This window comes from Pseudomonas sp. 9.3L (assembly GCF_058536285.1).
Genome location: NZ_JBZUBK010000001.1, coordinates 4196908 through 4217171, shown reverse-complemented (window position 1 = coordinate 4217171; position 20264 = coordinate 4196908). Strand labels below are relative to the sequence as shown.

At 59.3% G+C, this 20264-nt stretch carries 12 protein-coding genes and 2 pseudogenes; 12 read left to right on the top strand and 2 right to left on the bottom strand.

Features of this window, described 5'->3' with window-relative positions; genetic code table 11:
- Positions 1-281: 281 nt before the first annotated feature.
- Positions 282-1550 (top strand): malic enzyme-like NAD(P)-binding protein, encoded by a 1269-nt coding sequence (locus AC4LE2_RS19510; RefSeq protein WP_491827587.1) that lies wholly within the window; start codon positions 282-284, stop codon positions 1548-1550.
- A 196-nt stretch (positions 1551-1746) separates the two neighbouring features.
- Here the strand turns inward: AC4LE2_RS19510 and AC4LE2_RS19505 are convergent.
- Positions 1747-2250 (bottom strand): annotated as a pseudogene (locus AC4LE2_RS19505) (peptidase); the annotation flags it as partial.
- 210 nt (positions 2251-2460) lie between these two features.
- Positions 2461-4287: pseudogene (locus AC4LE2_RS19500) on the bottom strand (penicillin-binding protein 1A); the annotation flags it as partial.
- 180 nt (positions 4288-4467) lie between these two features.
- Here AC4LE2_RS19500 and AC4LE2_RS19495 point away from each other — a divergent pair.
- The 11 genes from AC4LE2_RS19495 (at position 4468) to hemE (ending at position 20200) form a co-directional block, all read left to right on the top strand.
- Positions 4468-5532, top strand: a complete 1065-nt coding sequence (locus tag AC4LE2_RS19495) for a pilus assembly protein PilM (protein WP_491827585.1) — start codon at positions 4468-4470, stop codon at positions 5530-5532.
- The gene (locus tag AC4LE2_RS19490; RefSeq protein ID WP_491827583.1) at positions 5532-6098 is read left to right on the top strand and encodes a PilN domain-containing protein; all 567 of its coding nucleotides are present in this window, start codon (positions 5532-5534) and stop codon (positions 6096-6098) included. Before AC4LE2_RS19495 ends, AC4LE2_RS19490 begins: the two co-directional genes overlap by 1 nt.
- Complete coding sequence (pilO, locus tag AC4LE2_RS19485) at positions 6095-6718, top strand: type 4a pilus biogenesis protein PilO (RefSeq protein ID WP_491827581.1); 624 nt, start codon at positions 6095-6097, stop codon at positions 6716-6718. Before AC4LE2_RS19490 ends, pilO begins: the two co-directional genes overlap by 4 nt.
- Entirely contained in the window at positions 6715-7242 is a 528-nt protein-coding gene (locus AC4LE2_RS19480; protein ID WP_491827579.1) for a pilus assembly protein PilP, read from the top strand. Before pilO ends, AC4LE2_RS19480 begins: the two co-directional genes overlap by 4 nt.
- A gap of 35 nt (positions 7243-7277) precedes the next feature.
- On the top strand, positions 7278-9362 hold the full coding sequence (locus tag AC4LE2_RS19475) for a type IV pilus secretin PilQ (protein WP_491827577.1): 2085 nt from the start codon (positions 7278-7280) through the stop codon (positions 9360-9362).
- Between the two features lie 4 nt (positions 9363-9366).
- Complete coding sequence (aroK, locus tag AC4LE2_RS19470; RefSeq protein WP_491827575.1) at positions 9367-9885, top strand: shikimate kinase AroK; 519 nt, start codon at positions 9367-9369, stop codon at positions 9883-9885.
- A 50-nt stretch (positions 9886-9935) separates the two neighbouring features.
- A complete protein-coding gene (gene aroB, locus AC4LE2_RS19465) occupies positions 9936-11033 on the top strand; it encodes a 3-dehydroquinate synthase (RefSeq protein WP_491827573.1) in 1098 nt (365 codons plus the stop codon).
- A gap of 16 nt (positions 11034-11049) precedes the next feature.
- Positions 11050-12657 carry an AAA family ATPase gene (locus AC4LE2_RS19460; RefSeq protein ID WP_491827571.1) on the top strand — a complete coding sequence of 536 codons (1608 nt, stop codon included), beginning with the start codon at positions 11050-11052 and terminating at the stop codon, positions 12655-12657.
- 382 nt (positions 12658-13039) lie between these two features.
- A complete protein-coding gene (gene gltB / locus AC4LE2_RS19455; RefSeq protein WP_491827569.1) occupies positions 13040-17488 on the top strand; it encodes a glutamate synthase large subunit in 4449 nt (1482 codons plus the stop codon).
- Between the two features lie 118 nt (positions 17489-17606).
- Complete coding sequence (locus AC4LE2_RS19450; RefSeq protein ID WP_491827567.1) at positions 17607-19028, top strand: FAD-dependent oxidoreductase; 1422 nt, start codon at positions 17607-17609, stop codon at positions 19026-19028.
- Between the two features lie 107 nt (positions 19029-19135).
- A complete protein-coding gene (hemE, locus tag AC4LE2_RS19445; protein WP_491827565.1) occupies positions 19136-20200 on the top strand; it encodes a uroporphyrinogen decarboxylase in 1065 nt (354 codons plus the stop codon).
- Positions 20201-20264 lie beyond the last annotated feature (64 nt).

Here is a 20264-nt window from a genome sequence, read left to right as displayed (position 1 = left end):
TTTTGTTGTTCGCGAATATTTGTACGTGCAGTTGAGGTGGCTGGGCCAGCGCCAAGGGCCGCGCTAGACGTTTCTAGATGCCCGCCGGTCGGGTATCCCTGCTTGCGCGACGGCTGTGCGTCAGGGCCAGAGACCATGACCCGACCTTGACCTGCCTCATTTGAGGCGAAAGTCGTAGACGCTGCATCTTGACAGCCGTGACTGGGTAGTCTTGTCGCGACTTTCCTTTGTGCGTATCCTCGGCGCTCCGAAAAAGCTCAACAGTCAAGCGGAACGCCACTATGTCAGATCTCAAAACTGCCGCTCTCGAATACCATGCTCTTCCTCGCCCAGGGAAACTGAGCGTCGAACTCACCAAGGCTACCGCTACCGCTCGCGACCTGTCGCTGGCCTATAGCCCGGGCGTCGCCGAACCTGTTCGTGAAATCGGCCGTGACCCGGAGCTTGCCTATAAGTACACCGGCAAGGGCAACCTGGTGGCAGTGATTTCTGATGGCACCGCCATTCTCGGCCTCGGCAACCTGGGCCCACTGGCCTCCAAGCCCGTCATGGAAGGTAAGGGCGTTCTGTTCAAGCGCTTTGCAGGCGTGGACGTGTTCGACATCGAAGTGGATGCCGAAAGCCCTCAGGCCTTCATCGATACCGTCAAGCGTATTTCCATTACCTTCGGTGGCATCAACCTGGAAGACATCAAGGCACCCGAGTGTTTCGAAATCGAGCGTGCTTTGATCGAACAGTGCGACATTCCAGTGTTCCATGACGACCAGCATGGTACGGCCATCGTGACCGCCGCCGGCATGCTCAATGCCCTGGAAATCGCTGGTAAGAAGCTTGAAGAAGCCAAGATCGTCTGCCTGGGGGCCGGTGCTGCCGCCATCTCGTGCATGAAGCTGCTCATCAGCATGGGTGCCAAGGTCGAAAACATCTACATGATCGACCGTACTGGCGTGATCCATGCCGGCCGTAGCGATCTTAACCAGTACAAGTCGGTGTTTGCCCATGAGACCGACAAGCGCACCTTGGCCGATGCCTTGGACGGCGCGGATGTCTTCGTAGGCTTGTCTGGCCCGAACCTGCTCAGCGCAGAAGGCCTCAAGAGCATGGCGGCTAATCCGATCGTGTTCGCCTGCTCCAACCCGGATCCGGAAATTTCGCCCGAGCTGGCGCACGCCACGCGTGACGACGTCATCATGGCCACCGGCCGTTCGGACTACCCGAACCAAGTGAACAACGTATTGGGCTTCCCCTTCATCTTCCGCGGTGCATTGGACGTTCGCGCCAAGCGCATCAACGAAGAAATGAAAATTGCCGCTGCCCGTGCGCTGCGTGACCTGGCCAAGCTGCCGGTGCCTCAGGACGTCTGTGACGCCTATAACGTAGAGAGCCTGAGCTTTGGTCGTGAGTACATCATCCCCAAGCCGCTGGACGCTCGTTTGATCGGCGTGATCTCGGATGCGGTCGCCAAAGCTGCTATTGAGAGCGGCGTGGCAACCCTGCCGTATCCTGCCAACTACCCGCTCAAAAGCGTGGACGACGTGTTCAAGGACTGAACAGTCCTCTAGAGGCAAAAAGAAACCGGCCATGGCCGGTTTCTTTTTGCGCTGCTACAAGAAGCTGAGGCAGCGTGTGCAAACAGTCTTCGTCAGCTGTCGTTGACTCCCACAATGCCCGTCGCGGGCTTGCGCCCGTAGGAACCAACGGCAGTTGGCGATCCCTGGAGTCAAGCCTGCAGCCGCTTTCGTCAACTTAGAACAGGTCCATAGGCGCTGCCTCGTCTGCCGGTAGAGGGCTGCCGGGCGCAGTGCCGTTGCCAAGCTCATTCACCGACGGCGGGGTATCCTCGCTTTTGAATAGTTCGAAGTAGGCATTGGGCGTAGAAGGCGTAGCCGCACGGCCGGTAACCGGATCTACGCGCAGGCTAACGATGCCCTCAGGCTCGGGTTGGGTATGAGGTGGCTTGTCCTTGAGTGCCGCGCCCATGTAATTCATCCAGATCGGCAACGATACCGTTCCGCCGAACTCCTTGCGGCCCAGGGTTTCCGGCTGGTCAAAACCGGTCCATACGGTCGTCATGTAGTCCCCGTTATAGCCGGAGAACCAGGCATCTTTCGAGTCGTTGGTGGTGCCTGTCTTGCCCGCGATGTCTGGGCGGTTAAGGGCCAGGGCGCGGCGACCAGTGCCTTTCTTGATGACGTCTTCAAGCATGCTGTTGAGGATATAGGTGGTACGGCCATCAATGATGCGCGGCGCAAACACCGGCGCACTGGCAGGCATTCCTGTGGCAGGCATCCCTGTGGCAGGCATCCCTGTGGCAGGCATCCCTGTGGCAGGCGTCCCTGTCGCAGGTACCCCTGCGGCAGCCGATGCTGCGGCAGCCGATCCCGTACCGGCCTGGAGGTCATTGCCAGTAGTTGCAGTTGCCACAGGTTCAGCGGGCTCAGAGGCTTCTTGCTCGGCAGTGGGCACCGTTGGCGGTGCAGCCGTGAACAAGACCTCGCCGTTACGGCTTTCGATGGTTTGGATCAGGTAAGGCGCAACCTTGAATCCACCATTGGCAAATGCGCTCCAGCCTGTGGCGATCTCCATGGGAGTCAGGGTCGCCGTACCCAGGGCCAGGGACAGGTTGCGTGGGAGATCTTGCCGGTTGAAGCCAAAGCGAGTGATGTAATCGACGGTGCGTTCCACACCCAGGCTTTGCAGCACGCGGATTGATACCAGGTTGCGCGACTTATACAGCGCTTCGCGCAGGCGTATGGGCCCAAGGAAGGTATTGGTGTCGTTTTTCGGCCGCCATACTTTGTCCACGGCCTCATCCACGAACACGATAGGCGCATCATTCACCAGGCTGGCGGGCGTATAGCCGTTATCCAGCGCGGCGCTATAAATGAAGGGCTTGAAGCTCGACCCCGGTTGACGCTTGGCCTGCATGGCGCGGTTGTAGTTGCTCTGCTCGAACGCGAAGCCGCCGACCAATGCACGAATAGCACCATCGCGTGGGTCAAGGGAAACCAGTGCGCTCTGAGCTACAGGCACCTGGCTGAATTTCAAGCTGCCATCAGCTTGGCGTTGGATGCGGATCAGATCACCCACCTGGGCGACGTCGGCAGGTTGGCTCGGCGCGCGACCCTGGCTATTAGTGTTAACGAACGGCCGTGCCCATTTCATGGTGTCCCAGGCCACATGCTCCTGCTTGTCCTCACGGGTGAGCACGGTGATGCCAGTTTTATCGACCTGAGTAACGATGGCTGGGTCCAGAGTGTTGAAGGTACGCTGGCGCGTAAGCTCTGCCAGCCAGGCGTCATGCGTTTTGCCCGCCAGGCGCGATTCGGGGCCGCGATAGCCATGGCGCTGATCGTAAGCCACCAGCCCTTCAAGCACGGCACTGTTGGCATGCTCCTGCAAAGGCGCTGGGACGGTCGTGGTCACCCGGAAGCCCTCGGTATAGGCTTCACTGCCATAGCGGCCGACCATCTCTGCTCGGGCCATCTCGGCAATATAAGGCGCGTTGAGTTCGGGTGTAGACACGTGGTAGCTGGCATTGATGGGCTCAGCCAGCGCGGCCTGATAGCTGGCTTCGTCTACCTTACCTAGCTTGTACATCCGGCCTAGAATCCAATCGCGACGCTCTTTGGCCCGTGCTGGGTTAGCCAGCGGGTTAAAGCGTGACGGCGCCTTCGGCAGGCCTGCGATCATCGCCATCTGCGCCAGGCTGCAGTCGCGTATGGACTTGCCGTAATACACCTGTGCAGCCGCTTCGATCCCATAAGCACGGTTGCCCAGGTAAATCTTGTTCACATAGAGTTCAAGGATTTCATCCTTGCTCAACTGCCGTTCGATTTGCAGTGCCAGCAATATTTCGTTGGTTTTGCGAGAAAAGCTGCGTTCACTACTAAGGAAGTAGTTTTTCGCCACCTGCATGGTGATGGTACTGCCACCGGTCTGGATGTGGCCGCTACGTAGCAATTGGCTGGCCGCCCGCACCAGGCTCGAAGGATCTACCCCGTAGTGGTTTTCGAAGTTGTCGTCCTCGGCAGACAACAGGGCCTGGATGAAATGAGGCGGAATGTCGGAAAACTTGATAGGAGACCGACGCATTTCGCCAAATTCTGCTATCAATTTTCCGTCGCTGCTGTACACCCGTAAGGGAATTTGCAACTGAACGCTTTTGAGCACCTCCACGGAGGGCAGCCCAGGGCTAAGATACAGGTAGGCACCGCTTAGCCCGAGCACGAGCCCGCAGACTACAGCGAGGATGGACCAGCAGAAAAACTTGAGCAAGCGGATCAAGGCTTTCGGATTTCCAGTAAGAATAAGGGCTTAGCCGTTCAGGCGGGCCAAGGCAAAAAAAGCGCTCGGCATTATAAGCATTTTGTAGTGGAGCGTCATTTGCGCTTCTGTCAAGACTGCTATTAAATGCCTTGTACCATAAATGGTCCGTAAGTCTCGGATAGTGCTAGGGAATAGGCAGTGCTAGGACTCTTCAGCAAGAAAGCGAACTCGCTTTTAGGGATCGACATCAGTTCCACTTCAGTCAAGCTCCTGGAGCTGAGCCGGGTTGGGGACCGCTTTAAGGTAGAGTCCTACGCGGTGGAGCCGTTGCCCGCCAATGCCGTGGTCGAGAAAAACATTGCCGAGCTTGAAGGGGTCGGTAATGCCTTGCTACGCGTAGTCGCCAAGGCCAGAACCGCCACACGTGGCGTCGCGCTGGCGGTGTCAGGCTCTGCGGTGATTACCAAGTCCATTGAAATGGACGCAGGCATGACTGACGATGAGATGGAAAACCAGCTCAAGCTCGAAGCCGATCAGTACATTCCCTATCCGCTTGAAGAAGTGGCCATCGATTTTGAGGTGCAGGGGCCGTCCGCGCGTAATCCCGAGCGGGTGGAGGTGTTACTTGCAGCCTGCCGTAAGGAAAACGTCGAGGTGCGCGAGGCTGCATTGGCAGTGGCCGGGCTCACCGCCCGCGTGGTAGACGTCGAAGCCTATGCGTTGGAGCGTGCGTTTGGCTTGCTCACGGCGCAGTTGCATGCCGGTGACCAGCCACTCACGGTGGCGGTGGTAGACGTAGGCGCTACCATGACCACCTTAAGCGTGATTCACAATGGGCGAATCATCTACACCCGTGAGCAACTCTTTGGCGGCCGCCAACTGACCGAAGAAATCCAGCGTCGGTACGGCCTGAGCATGGAAGAGGCCGGGCTTGCGAAAAAACAGGGCGGGCTGCCGGATGACTATGTGGCCGAGGTGCTACAGCCATTTCGCGAAGCGGTCGTGCAGCAAGTGTCACGCTCATTGCAGTTCTTCTTCGCAGCCGGGCAGTTCACTGAGGTCGACTACATCGTGCTTGCCGGGGGCACGGCGTCCCTGGCGGGGCTGGATCAGTTGATACAGCAGCGTATCGGCACCCCTACCGTCGTTGCCAACCCCTTTGCAGACATGGCACTTAACAGCAAGGTAAACGCTGGCGCGCTGGCCAGTGATGCCCCGGCGCTGATGATCGCCTGCGGGCTAGCGCTCAGGAGTTTCGACTGATGGCACGCATCAACCTGTTGCCCTGGCGCGACCAGCAGCGCGAGGAGCGCAAGAAACAATTCCTGCTATTGCTGGCGGCGGTCGTGATCTTTTGTGGCGGGGTGATCTTTTTGGCGGACCAGTACATCAAAGGTGAAATCAGCCGCCAAAGCGCACGCAACACGTACCTGCAAACCCAAAACGCCAACCTCGATCAACGCATCAAAGCCATCAGTGAGCTCAAGACCCGCCGCAAACAGCTGCTGGCGCGTATGCGTATCATCCAGGACTTGCAAGGCAACCGTCCCATTATCGGGCGGGTGTTCGACCAGCTGGCGCACACCTTGCCAGACGGTGTGTATTTCTCCGAAGTGAAAATGGTCGGCAAGCAGATTGATATCACGGGCGCGTCCGAATCCAATAACCGAGTTTCGGACCTGATGCGCAATCTGGACGCTTCTCCCTGGCTGGAAGCCCCTTCGCTCACTGAGGTCAAGGCCAAGGCAGACGCCGATACCGACCAGACCAACCTGTTCCAGTTGTCCGTACGGCAGACAGCGCCGTCGGTGGAGGAGGACGACAAATGAATATGTCCGGATGGCTAGACAGCCTGCGCAAGGTTGAGCTAAACGAGCTGGACTTTAACAACGTGGGGTCGTGGCCGGCTGCGGTAAAAGGGGTCGCAGCCATCTTGCTCGCAGTAGCATTGCTAGGGCTGGGTTACTACTTCCATATCCAGGACCTTGAGGACGACCTCAACAACCATGTAGCCGAAGAGCAAACCCTTCGCCAGCAATACGCGACCAAAGCCTTCCAGGCCGCCAACCTGGAAGCCTATACCGCGCAGATGAAAGAAATGGAAACCTCGTTTGGCGCCATGCTTCGTCAGTTGCCCAGTGATACCGAGGTGCCCGGCTTGCTGGAGGACATTACGCGCACGGGTTTGGGCGCCGGGCTTGAGTTCGAGGAAATCAAGCTGCTGCCCGAGACCGCGCAGCAGTTCTACATTGAGCTGCCGATACAAATCACGGTCACCGGTAACTACCACGACCTGGCCACCTTCGTGAGTGGCGTGGCAAGCCTGCCACGCATCGTAACCTTGCATGATTTCGACGTTAAGCCAGCCAGCGAAGACAGCACTTCACAACTGCGCATGCAGATCCTGGCCAAGACCTATCGATACAATGACAAGGGGCTGGCGCAATGAGGGCGTGGCTCAAGGTAAGCCTCCCGGTGCTGCTACTGGCGCTGGCAGGGTGCGACGGCGGTAACGATTTCTCTGATATAGATGCGTACTTGAAAGAAGTGAATGAGAAGCCCAAGGGCGCCATAGAGCCTATCCCACGGTTCCAGGCCTACCAGGCATTCACCTATCAGGCTTCAGACCTGCGCAGCCCTTTCCAGCCACCTGTTCGCGTGGAACAGGCCAGCCGTGAAAAAGGGCGGCGTGACATACATCCTGACGTAAACCGGGTGAAGCAGTTCCTCGAAGGGTTCAATATCGAGGAGTTCGAAATGGTCGGTACACTGGCCAACGCGTCAGGTAAATTCGCTTTGATGAAGGGCGGCGGTGGGGTCCACCGGGTCAAGGTAGGCGACTACATTGGCCAGAACGAGGGCAGGATCACTGCCATCAGCGACACAGAAGTCGATGTCGTGGAATTGGTTCCCGATGGTGAAGGCGGGTGGCTGGAACGGCCGCGTGCCATTTTGCTCAAGGAACCCTCCTGACAGGGTCGGTCAAGTATGCTCAGTGGAACCAAACAATGAATAGGATTTTCTCCGCCTTCGGCATCGCGCTGGTTGCGCTGCTGGCGTCTCCGGCTTTGCTGGCGGCTACGCTCAAGTCCCTTGATGTCGCGGCGCTGCCAGGTGATCGCATCGAGCTCAAGCTATCGTTCGACAGCCCCATGACGGCGCCTAAGGGCTATACCACTGAAGACCCGGCGCGGATTGCGCTGGACTTCCCTGGTGTGATCAACCAGGTGACCAACCGAAGCCGTGATCTAGGCGTGGGCAATGCCCGTACCCTCGCACTGATCGAAGCCAAGGACCGCACCCGACTGATCGTCAATCTCACCACCCTCGTGCCTTACAGCACCCGCGTAGAGGGGAATAACGTATTCGTATTGATTGGCCAGGGGGCGGTGGCCGTGCAGGCTTCCGCGCCAGCCAAGGCTGCGGCCACCCCCCGAGCGCCCGCTCCGGCCCGTTCCTCAGCACCTGTCATGGCTGGCAAAGCTGTCCGTAACGTGGACTTCCAGCGTGGCCCTCTGGGGGAAGGCAACGTGGTGATTGCGCTGAGCGACCCTTCCATCAGCCCTGACGTCAAGGAGCAGGGCGGGCAGATTATCGTGACTTTCCCCAAAACAGCCCTGCCGGATGCCCTGCGGCTGCGCCTGGACGTGAAAGACTTTGCAACGCCTGTGCAATTCGTCAATTCCACGGTGTCAGGCGACAGCGCGGTAGTCACCATCGAGCCTACCGGCGCCTTCGACTACTCCGCGTACCAGGCGGACAACAAGCTCACCTTGAGCGTGCGCCCCCTTACCAACGAAGACCTTCAGCGCCGCAACGCCGACCGCAATGTGTATACCGGTGAAAAGCTGTCGCTGAATTTCCAGGACATCGACGTGCGCTCGGTGCTGCAATTGATTGCAGACTTCACCAACCTCAATCTGGTGGCCAGTGACACCGTGCAGGGCGGCATTACCCTACGGCTACAGAACGTGCCTTGGGATCAGGCGCTGGACTTGGTCTTGAAAACCAAAGGCTTGGATAAGCGCAAGGTCGGTAATGTGCTGCTAGTGGCCCCAGCGGATGAAATCGCAGCCAGGGAGCGTCAGGAGTTGGAGTCGCAAAAGCAGCTCCAAGAGCTGGCGCCCTTACGTCGCGACCTGATCCAGGTGAACTACGCCAAGGCGGCGGACATCGCCAAGCTGTTCCAGTCGGTTACGGGGGCCAAGGACAATGACGATGCTCGCGGCTCGATTACGGTAGATGACCGCACCAACAGCATCATCGCGTACCAGACCCAGGACAGCCTGGATGAGCTGCGCCGTATCGTGGCCCAACTGGACATTCCAGTGCGCCAGGTCATGATCGAGGCGCGGATCGTAGAGGCCAACGTGGGCTACAACAAATCCTTGGGCGTACGCTGGGGCGGCACGTCCAGTGGGCATGGCAATACCACTATTTATGGTTTGGACAACAACGGCGACGAAGCCGGCAACACCGGCAGCGACGTGGGTACCAATACTCCCTTCGTAGACCTGGGGGCCACCGATGCAACCTCAGGCATAGGTCTGGGCTTCGTGACCAGTAATACGCTGATCGACCTTGAGCTCAGCGCCATGGAGCGGACTGGCAACGGCGAAGTGGTCTCGCAGCCCAAGGTCGTGACCTCTGACAAGGAAACCGCCAAGATCCTCAAGGGCACGGAAATTCCTTACCAAGAGTCCAGCTCAAGCGGCGCTACCACGGTGTCGTTCAAGGAGGCGGCGCTGTCTCTGGAGGTGACGCCGCAGATCACACCAGATAACCGCATCATCATGGAGGTCAAGGTTAACAAGGACGCGCCCAACTACCTCAATGAAGTGCTGGGCGTGCCACCGATCGACAAGAATGAAGTTAACGCCAAGGTGCTGGTCAACGATGGCGAAACGATCGTGATCGGCGGTGTGTTCTCCAACACCCAGAACAAAACGACAGACAAGGTGCCATTCCTGGGCGATGTGCCGTATGTTGGGCGCTTATTCCGCCGGGACGTGGTCTCGGACTCCAAATCCGAACTGCTGGTGTTCCTGACTCCGCGTATCATGAACAACCAGGCGACTGCTGTGAGTCATTGATGCTGTGCGAAATCTGATACTCGTTGGGCCGATGGGCGCGGGAAAAAGCACCATCGGCCGTTTACTTGCCAAAGAGTTGCGCTTGCCCTTCCGAGATTCCGACAAGGAAATCGAAACGCGTTGTGGGGCAAACATTCCCTGGATATTCGACCGAGAAGGCGAAGCGGGCTTCCGCGAACGTGAAGAGGCCATGCTTGCCGAGTTGTGCGCGTGCGATGGCCTGGTATTGGCCACCGGCGGCGGTGCGGTGATGCGCGATACCAATCGCAGGACCCTCCACGCCGGTGGCAGGGTGGTGTATCTTCACGCCTCGGTAGAGCAGCAGGTAGGGCGAACCGCTCGCGATCGCAACCGCCCGCTGCTGCGTACTGCGAACCCCGAAGCCACGTTGCGCGCCTTGTTGGCCGTACGTGACCCGCTGTACCGTGAAATTGCCGATGTGGTGATCAAAACGGACGAGCGGCCGCCACGAATGGTAGTACTGGATATCCTTGAACGCCTGCGGCACCTCCCTCCCCGGTGATGATCCGCGACCTACTTGATCAATGGCCCTGTGCCTGAATTGGCGAAAGCATGCAAACACTCAAGGTCGAACTGGCTGAACGTAGCTACCCGATCCACATTGGCGAGAACCTCCTAAGCGACCCGGCACTGCTACAGCCGTACCTTGCGGGCCGGCAGGTGGCGGTCGTCACTAACGAAACGGTTGCCCCCTTGTACCTGGAGCAAGTCAGCAAGGCCTTGGAAGGGCGGTTCGTGCTGCCTGTGGTGCTTCCCGACGGCGAGGCCTATAAAAACTGGGAAACCCTTCAGCGTATCTTCGACGCTTTGCTAGGCGCCCGGCATGACCGCCGCACTACGGTAATCGCCTTGGGCGGTGGGGTTGTGGGTGATATGGCGGGTTTCGCGGCGGCCTGCTACCAACGTGGTGTGGACTTCATCCAGTTGCCCACCACCTTGCTGTCTCAAGTCGACTCCTCCGTGGGGGGGAAAACCGGCATCAATCACCCTCTGGGCAAAAACATGGTAGGTGCTTTCTACCAGCCAAAGGCCGTGCTGATCGATACCGCCACTTTGCGTACCTTGCCGCTTCGCGAGCTGTCTGCAGGCATGGCCGAGGTAATCAAGTACGGGTTGATCTGCGACGAACCCTTCCTCACGTGGCTCGAAACCCACATGGACGCGCTCATGAGCCTGGATCAGGTGGCACTGACCAAGGCCATTCGGCGGTCCTGCGCGGCGAAGGCCGTGGTAGTGAACGCAGATGAGCGCGAAGCGGGTGTACGGGCCACGCTCAACCTGGGGCATACCTTTGGCCACGCCATCGAAACCCAGATGGGGTATGGTGTATGGCTACACGGCGAAGCGGTTGCGGCCGGTACGGCCATGGCGCTGGAAATGTCCATGCGGCTGGGCTGGCTTAGCCAGGCAGAGCGCGACCGGGGTATCCGCCTGATGCTCAGGGCCAAGCTGCCGGTAGTGCCGCCTACCGAAATGGCTCCGGCTGATTTCCTGCGTCACATGGCGGTGGATAAAAAGGTGATTGATGGCCGCATGCGTCTGGTATTGCTCAAGCAGCTAGGCACGGCGGTGGTTACCGATGATTATGACCCACAGATACTCCAGGCCACGCTGACTGCGGATTACCGCACCATCGTGGATCAGCTTTGAGGTTAGTGAGAGCTCGATGACAAGTCTGCATGCCGATGAGGCCTTCCTCGGTCATTACCAGTTGGACCACGACCCCTTTGCCGCGCGGGTGCCAGGGTTCAAGTTCTTTCCTGCGCAGCGCAAGCCAGTGCTGGGCCAGTTGCATCATATGGCGCGTTATAGCCAACTGATGCTGGTGGTCACCGGCCCACAGGGCAGCGGCAAGACATTGCTGCGTCAGGCATTGGTGGCCAGTACCAACAAGCAGTCGGTGATGAGTGTCGTGGTCTCGGCCCGTGGCGCTGGTGAAGCTGCCAGTGTATTGGGCCAGGTTGCCCAGGGCGTGGTCGCTACCGAGGTATCCATTGGCAGCATCCTTTCTCGCGTGGTTCAGCTTGGGCTGACCGGGCAAGAGGTCTACCTGCTGGTAGACGATGCAGAGCAGCTCGACACTTCAGCACTTGAAGCCCTGCTCGAATTGGCGGCTGGGCTGTCCGAAGGGCGGCCTCATGTGTTCCTGTTCGGCGAGCCCTCCCTGATCGCTGCCCTGGATGAGCTAGACGCCGGGCCAGAGCGTTACCACATCATCGAGCTGCAGCCGTACACGCTCGAAGAAACCCGCGAATACTTGGCGCAGCGCCTGGAAGGCGCTGGCAAGGGCATCGCATTATTCAGTAATGAGCAGATCGCGGACATTCATGAGTCCTCCGCGGGGTGGCCTGGGGCTATTAATCAGGTCGCGCGGGACTCCATGATCGAGGCAATGATCGCCAGTCGCTCCGCCGGTAAGCGCCCTTCAATAGGATTTAAAATGCCTAAGAAATACCTACTGGCCCTCTCTGCGGTCGTCGTGATAGTCGTGGCGGCCGCTGGGTTGTTATCCGGCCACAACAAGGCCCCGAGCACAGGTAGCGAGCAGGCCCAACTGCCTCTGGGCGAAGGCCAACCTGGTGGCGCCAAGTCTAACCAGGAAGGGAACCCTGCAATCGAATTCGCCGGTAACTCCAAGCCCTTGCCGCTTAACGGCCAACCCGTGGTACGTGAGCCGCTGGCTTCAGCCGCGGGCGATGAAGGCGACGACGGTGCACCGCCTGTGGATGACAACTCCGGGGCTGGCCAGCCACCCATGGTCACCAGCAGCGCTCCACCGGTAGGCGCGCCTGCCACGCCTGCGGTAACGCCGGTACCAGTGCCTGCGCAGGAGCCCGAACCGGACTTCAGCGAGCCAGCAGTTGCCAGCAAGCCCGCGCCTGCCCCCAAGCCCACGCCTGCTCAGCAGCTCGCCCTGGCCAAGCCCGCGCCTGCGCCGGCCAAGCCCGTCGAAAAACCCCTGGAGAAACCTACCTCCGGCAAGTTGGGCGCAAGCTGGTACACCTCGCAGGCACCCGGTACGTACGTGGTTCAGATTTTCGGTACCAGCTCAGAAAGCGCCGCGCAGTCCTATGTGCGCGAGCAGGGCGGTGAGTACCGTTATTTCAAGAAAACATTGCAAGGCAAGCCGCTGTTCGTGGTGACATATGGCAATTTTGCCAACCGCGCAGCTGCCGTCGCCGCCATCAAGAACTTGCCAGCGAAGGTCCAGGCTGGTAAACCATGGCCTAGAACTGTCGCGAGTGTTCAACAGGAGCTCGCCTCAGCCCGCTGAAGGTCCAGGTGGCGATACCCTCGCCACCGTCCCTGACGTTCCCCGAGTCGATCACACGAGCCCGCTGGGTAGGCCTTATGGCCAGCCTGATAGCGGGCTTTCGTGCCCCTCCAAAGTGCTCGCAGGCCAAAAGCCCTCGTCGCGACGCCAATAATCATTGACTCGAACGGCTTTGCTACATCATAAAGTCCGTTAAAAGCATTCAAAACAGCGACATCAAAATACATTGGATCGTCATCAGCGTTTGTGGCCCCCGACGCTGCTGTGTACAATGACTGCCCTTTTGCCACCGCAAAGCTGGCGAGCGTCCAGCGTGGAAGGTAAGTGGTTGAATCGAAGAGCATTTGCCTCCAAGAGAGGCAAGCCTGGTGAGAAAGTGTCTATGAAAACAGGTCTGTACCATCCCGAAGAATTCAAGGACAACTGTGGCTTCGGCCTCATTGCCCATATGACGGGCGAGCCCAGCCACAACCTGTTGCAGACGGCCATTGAGGCCTTGACCTGCATGACCCACCGCGGCGGCATCAATGCCGACGGCAAGACCGGTGACGGTTGTGGCCTGCTGATGCAAAAGCCAGATCGCTTCCTGCGGGCTATCGCCAAGGCGGAGTTGGGCGTTGAGTTGCCCCGGCAGTATGCGGTTGGCATGGTGTTCCTGAACCAGGATGACGCCCGCGCTGACGCGGCTCGTGCCAACATGAACCGTGAGATCGCCAGTGCCGGCCTGGGGCTGGCAGGCTGGCGGCAGGTGCCGATCAACACCAGTGTGCTGGGGCGTCTGGCCCTGGAACGCTTGCCGAAGATCGAGCAGGTGTTCATAAGCGGCGAAGGCTTGAGCGACCAGGAATTCGCGATCAAGCTGTTCAGCGCCCGCCGTCGTTCGTCGGTCGCCAATGCCGAAGACGCCGACCACTACATTTGCAGTTTTTCCCACAAGACCATCATTTATAAAGGCCTGATGATGCCTGCGGACCTCGCGGCCTTCTTTCCAGACCTCAGCGACGAGCGCCTACAGACCGCAATCTGTGTGTTTCACCAGCGCTTCTCGACCAACACCCTGCCGAAGTGGCCCTTGGCGCAACCGTTCCGGTTCCTGGCCCACAATGGTGAAATCAATACGATTACTGGTAACCGCAACTGGGCCCAGGCGCGGCGTGCGAAATTCGCCAATGAGTTGATCCCCGACCTGGACGAGCTAGGCCCTTTGGTCAATCGGGTTGGCTCGGACTCCTCCAGCATGGACAACATGCTGGAGTTGATGGTCACCGGCGGCATCGATCTGTTCCGTGGCGTTCGTATGCTCATTCCGCCAGCATGGCAGAACGTAGAAACCATGGACCCGGACCTGCGAGCCTTCTACGAATACAACTCCATGCACATGGAGCCCTGGGATGGCCCGGCGGGCGTGGTGATGACCGAAGGCCGTCATGCAGTATGCCTGCTCGATCGCAACGGCCTGCGCCCGGCGCGCTGGGTAACCACGCGTAATGGGTACATCACCCTGGCGTCGGAAATCGGCGTGTGGAACTACAAGCCCGAAGACGTAATCGCCAAGGGGCGGGTAGGCCCTGGGCAGATCTTCGCCGTGGATACCGAGACCGGGCAGATTCTGGACACCAATGCCATCGATGACCGCCTGAAGTCCCGCCACCCCTATAAGCAGTGGCTGCGCAAGCACGCGCTGCGCATTCAGGCAAAGATGGACGACCACGACCATGGTTCGGACTTCTACGACGTCGATCGCCTGAAACAGTACATGAAGATGTACCAAGTCACGTTCGAAGAGCGCGATCAGGTACTGCGCCCGCTGGGCGAGCAGGGCTACGAAGCCGTAGGCTCAATGGGTGACGATACCCCCATGGCAGTGCTGTCCCAGCGGGTACGCACGCCTTACGATTATTTCCGTCAGCAATTCGCTCAGGTGACCAACCCACCTATCGACCCGCTGCGTGAAGCGATCGTGATGTCACTGGAAATCTGCCTCGGTGCGGAGCGCAATATCTTCCAGGAGTCCCCGGAGCATGCCTCACGGGTGATCCTCAGCTCTCCAGTGATCTCCCCGGCAAAATGGCGGGCCTTGATGAACCTGGAGCGGTCGGGCTTCGAACGCTGTGTAATCGACCTTAACTATGACCAAAGCCTGGGGCTGGAAGCGGCCATCTGTAACATTGCTGACCAAGCCGAGGAAGCGGCACGTGGCGGCGTCACTCAAATCGTACTCAGCGACAGGGCCATTGCCCCTGGTAAGCTGCCTGCCCATGCCGCCATGGCGGTGGGCGCAGTGCACCACCGGCTGGTAGAAAAGGGCCTGCGCTGTGATAGCAATATCCTCGTAGAAACCGCGACTGCTCGCGACCCACACCATTTCGCCGTGCTCATCGGGTTTGGCGCCTCTGCGGTGTATCCCTTCCTGGCATACGAGGTGCTGGGCGACCTGATCCGTACCGGGGAAGTGCTGGGCGACTTGTTCGAAGTCTTCAAGAATTACCGTAAGGGCATCACCAAGGGCTTGCTGAAGATCCTGTCGAAGATGGGCATCTCTACCATTGCGTCTTACCGGGGCGCCCAGCTGTTCGAGGCGATCGGCTTGGCCGACGAAGTGACCGAGCTGTGCTTCCGTGGCGTGGCCAGCCGCCTTAAAGGCGCGCGCTTCATTGACCTTGAAGCCGAGCAACAGGCACTGGCGATTGAGGCCTGGAGCCCTCGTAAGCCCATTCAGCAAGGTGGCTTGCTGAAGTTCGTGTACGGCGGCGAATACCATGCCTACAACCCGGATGTGGTCAATTCGCTTCAAGCAGCGGTGCAGCAGGGGGACTTTGCCAAGTTCAAGGAATACACCGCCCTGGTGGATAACCGCCCGGTGTCGATGCTGCGTGACCTGCTCAAGGTGTGCGAGGCCGAGCAGCCGCTGGCATTGACCGAGGTAGAGCCGCTGGAGGCTATCCTCAAGCGGTTCGACTCGGCGGGCATCTCACTGGGTGCATTGTCGCCAGAGGCCCATGAGGCGTTGGCCGAAGCAATGAACCGCCTCGGCGCACGTTCCAACTCAGGTGAAGGAGGCGAGGATCCGGCACGCTACGGCACCCTTCGCAGCTCCAAGATCAAGCAGGTAGCGACTGGCCGGTTCGGCGTTACCCCAGAGTACCTGGTAAACGCCGAGGTGCTGCAGATCAAGGTTGCCCAAGGCGCCAAGCCAGGCGAGGGCGGTCAATTGCCCGGCGGCAAGGTCAATGGGCTGATCGCCAAGCTGCGCTATGCGGTGCCAGGCGTAACCCTGATTTCACCGCCGCCCCACCATGACATCTACTCCATCGAAGACTTGTCGCAGCTTATCTTCGACCTCAAGCAGGTCAACCCTGCCGCGCTGGTCTCGGTCAAGCTGGTCTCAGAAGCGGGTGTCGGTACGATCGCCGCTGGCGTAGCCAAGGCGTATGCAGACCTCATTACCATTTCCGGTTACGACGGCGGCACCGGGGCTTCGCCTCTGACGTCGATCAAGTACGCTGGCAGCCCATGGGAGCTGGGCCTGGCCGAGACGCACCAGACCCTGCGTGGTAACGATCTGCGCGGCAAGGTACGGGTGCAAACCGATGGTGGCCTGAAAACCGGCCTGGATGTCATCAAGGCCGCCATCCTGGGGGCGGAGAGCTTTGGCTTCGGTACCGCGCCGATGATCGCATTAGGGTGCAAGTACTTGCGCATCTGCCACCTGAACAACTGCGCAACGGGCGTGGCCACTCAAAACGAGACACTGCGCAAGGACCATTACATCGGGACCGTGGACATGGTGGTGAATTTCTTCACCTTCGTGGCCGAAGAAACCCGTGAGTGGCTGGCGCGGCTAGGGGTTCGCAGCCTGCAAGAGCTGATCGGGCGCACCGACCTGCTGGAGATATTGGCAGGCCAGACTCCCAAGCAGGCAAACTTGGACCTCACCCCATTGCTGGGCAGCGATTACATTCCGGCAGACAAACCACAATTCTGCGAAGCAGAGCGTAATCCGCCCTTCGACAAGGGCTTGCAGGCCGAGAAAATGGTTGAGCTGTCGTTGGCGGCCATTGAAGCGCGCACGGGTGGTGAATACGTGATGGACCTGTGTAACTGCGACCGGTCCATTGGTGCGCGTATCTCTGGTGAAATTGCCAAGCGTTACGGCAACCAGGGCATGGCAGATGCCCCTGTGACCTTCCGGTTCAACGGGACGGCAGGGCAGAGCTTCGGTGTATGGAACGCCGGTGGCCTTCACATGTACCTCGAAGGTGATGCCAACGACTACGTGGGCAAAGGCATGACCGGGGGCAAGCTGGTGATCGTGCCGCCCAAGGGTAGCCCGTTCAAGACGCAGGACAGCGCCATCATTGGTAACACCTGCCTGTACGGCGCAACCGGCGGCAAGCTGTTCGCCACCGGTACGGCCGGTGAACGTTTTGCGGTGCGCAACTCAGGTGCGCACACCGTGGTGGAAGGTACGGGTGACCACTGCTGCGAATACATGACCGGCGGGTTTGTGTGCGTACTGGGCCGAACCGGTTACAACTTTGGTTCCGGTATGACCGGGGGGTTTGCTTACGTGCTGGACCAGGACAATACCTTCGTTGACCGGGTGAACCACGAGCTGGTGGAGATCCAGCGGATCAGCGGTGAAGCGATGGAGGCTTATCGCAGTCACCTGGAGGGCGTACTGGCCGAATACGTGGCAGAAACTGATAGCGAGTGGGGACGCAACCTCTGGGAAAACCTGGATGACTACCTGCGCCGCTTCTGGCTGGTCAAGCCCAAGGCCGCAAGCCTCAGGTCGCTGTTGTCCAGCACCATTGCCAACCCGCAATAAATGCCCGAGCGGGTGAGGTTTACGCCGTGCTGTGCACGCATAAAACCGCCCGCGCTATTTCAGAATTTGTTTGCAGCTTGGGCTTAGCGCTTGAAGCTGCGCCGTGAGGCGACCCAACATGTCCGAACGCTTGAGTAACGACTTCCAATTTATCGATGTCGGCCGCAAGGACCCCAAGAAAAAGACCCTGCGCCAGCGCAAAAAGGGCTTCGTGGAGATCTACGAGCCGCTCAAGCCGCAACAGGCGGGGGAGCAATCGCACCGCTGCCTGGGCTGCGGCAACCCGTACTGTGAATGGAAGTGCCCGGTCCATAACTACATTCCAAACTGGCTCAAGCTGGTGTCGGAAGGCAACATTCTGGCCGCGGCTGAACTGGCCCACCAAACCAACACGCTGCCTGAAGTGTGCGGGCGTGTTTGCCCACAGGATCGCCTCTGCGAGGGCGCTTGCACCCTCAACGACGGCTTTGGCGCGGTAACCATCGGCTCGGTAGAGAAGTACATTGCCGACACAGCGTTCGCCATGGGCTGGCGCCCAGACATGTCGAATGTCAAGCCGACCGGAAAGCGTGTCGCGATCATTGGTGCCGGGCCCGCTGGGCTGGGCTGTGCCGACGTGCTGGTGCGCGGTGGTGTGACCCCCGTAGTGTTCGACCGTAATCCGGAAATCGGCGGCCTGCTGACCTTTGGCATTCCTGAGTTCAAGCTCGAAAAAACCGTGCTGAGCAACCGCCGCGAAGTGTTTACCGGGATGGGGATTGAGTTCCGCCTCAACACTGAGGTGGGCAAGGACGTTACCCTTGAGCAACTGCTGGCCGACTACGATGCCGTGTTCATGGGTATGGGCACCTACACCTATATGAAGGGCGGCTTCCCCGGTGAAGACCTGCCTGGCGTACACGATGCACTCGATTTCCTGATTGCCAACGTCAACCGCAATTTGGGGTTCGAGAAGGCCCCGGAAGATTTTATTGACATGAAGGGCAAGCGCGTTGTCGTGCTGGGTGGTGGGGACACCGCCATGGATTGCAACCGCACCTCCATTCGCCAGGGCGCCCATATGGTGACCTGTGCCTACCGCCGTGACGAAGCCAACATGCCCGGTTCTCGACGGGAAGTGAAGAATGCCAAGGAGGAGGGCGTTAAGTTTTTGTATAACCGTCAGCCTATCGCCATTGTGGGCGAAGACAAGGTAGAAGGCGTGAAGGTGGTAGAGACTCGCCTGGGTGAGCCCGACGCCCGCGGGCGGCGTAGCCCAGAGCCTATTCCAGGCTCTGAGCAGATTCTGCCTGCCGATGCCGTAGTCATCGCGTTCGGCTTCCGCCCTAGCCCGGCGAGCTGGTTCGATGATCACAGCATCGCCCTGGATAGCCAGGGCCGTGTGGTGGCACCTGCCCAAGGTGGTACCTTCCGCCATCAGACCAGCCATCCGAAGATCTTCGCGGGTGGCGACATGGTGCGGGGTTCAGACCTTGTGGTAACCGCGATCTATGAAGGGCGCACTGCCGCTGAAGGGATCATGGATTACCTCCAGCTGTAAATTGGCTATCGGCTAAATAGGGCCGATAGATAAAAGGCACGGTGCAACGCCGTGCCTTTTGGCCCTGTGTCTGAGAAAATGCCCGCACTTTTCCTGCGGATGCACCCATGACTGTCCTGAAGAATGACCGTTTTCTGCGCGCCTTGCTCAAGCAGCCGGTAGACGTAACACCTGTATGGATGATGCGTCAGGCCGGGCGTTACCTGCCGGAATACCGGGCTAGCCGCGCCAAGGCCGGGGACTTCATGAGCTTGTGTAAGAATCCAGGGTTCGCGTGCGAAGTCACGCTGCAACCACTGGAGCGTTACCCACTGGACGCCGCCATCCTGTTCTCTGACATCCTGACTATCCCGGATGCCATGGGCCAGGGGCTGTACTTCGAAACCGGTGAAGGGCCTCGATTCCGCAAGGTGATTCATACTGCGGCAGACATCGATGCACTGCCCATCCCCGACCCGCACAAAGACCTGGGCTATGTGATGGATGCCGTGAGTACCATCCGTGGCGCGCTCAATGGCCGCGTGCCGCTGATTGGCTTCTCGGGTAGCCCCTGGACACTCGCCACTTATATGGTCGAGGGTGGTTCGTCAAAAGACTTCCGCAAGACCAAGGCCATGCTGTATGACCAGCCGGAGGCCATGCACCGGTTGCTGGATAAGCTGGCTAAATCAGTGATTGGTTACCTGAACGGGCAGATCGAGGCAGGCGCCCAAGCGGTGCAGATTTTCGATACTTGGGGCGGCAACCTGTCTTCGGATGCCTATCAAAGCTTCTCGCTGGCCTATATGAAGCAGATCGTGAACGGTTTGATCCGCGAGCGCGAGGGCCGCAAGGTGCCCGTTATTTTGTTCACTAAAAACGGCGGCCAGTGGCTTGAATCCATTGCCGAGGCCGGTGCCGACGCACTGGGCCTGGATTGGACGTGCGACATTGGCCAGGCGCGCCAGCGAGTAGGCGGCAAGGTGGCACTACAGGGCAATATGGACCCATCCGTGTTGTATGCAAAGCCTGCGGCGATCCGTCAGGAAGTAGCGCGCATCCTGGCCAGTTACGGGCATGGTGCCGGCCATGTGTTCAACTTGGGCCACGGCATCACACCCGAAGTCGACCCTGCTCATGCGGGCGCGTTTATCGAGGCCGTGCACGAGTTGTCCGCGCAATACCACTGCTAAGTCTGGCGACAGCGTCAGCGTAAAATTTGTTTCGGAGAAAGCCCTAGAGAAGTCAGGCGTACAA

Coding starts and splice junctions, on each gene's coding strand:
- AC4LE2_RS19510 (WP_491827587.1), top strand. CDS start 282: ATGTCAGATCTCAAAACTGCCGCTCTCGAATACCATGCTCTTCCTCGC.
- AC4LE2_RS19490 (WP_491827583.1), top strand. CDS start 5,532: ATGGCACGCATCAACCTGTTGCCCTGGCGCGACCAGCAGCGCGAGGAG.
- pilO (WP_491827581.1), top strand. CDS start 6,095: ATGAATATGTCCGGATGGCTAGACAGCCTGCGCAAGGTTGAGCTAAAC.
- AC4LE2_RS19480 (WP_491827579.1), top strand. CDS start 6,715: ATGAGGGCGTGGCTCAAGGTAAGCCTCCCGGTGCTGCTACTGGCGCTG.
- AC4LE2_RS19475 (WP_491827577.1), top strand. CDS start 7,278: ATGAATAGGATTTTCTCCGCCTTCGGCATCGCGCTGGTTGCGCTGCTG.
- aroB (WP_491827573.1), top strand. CDS start 9,936: ATGCAAACACTCAAGGTCGAACTGGCTGAACGTAGCTACCCGATCCAC.
- AC4LE2_RS19460 (WP_491827571.1), top strand. CDS start 11,050: ATGACAAGTCTGCATGCCGATGAGGCCTTCCTCGGTCATTACCAGTTG.
- gltB (WP_491827569.1), top strand. CDS start 13,040: ATGAAAACAGGTCTGTACCATCCCGAAGAATTCAAGGACAACTGTGGC.
- AC4LE2_RS19450 (WP_491827567.1), top strand. CDS start 17,607: ATGTCCGAACGCTTGAGTAACGACTTCCAATTTATCGATGTCGGCCGC.
- hemE (WP_491827565.1), top strand. CDS start 19,136: ATGACTGTCCTGAAGAATGACCGTTTTCTGCGCGCCTTGCTCAAGCAG.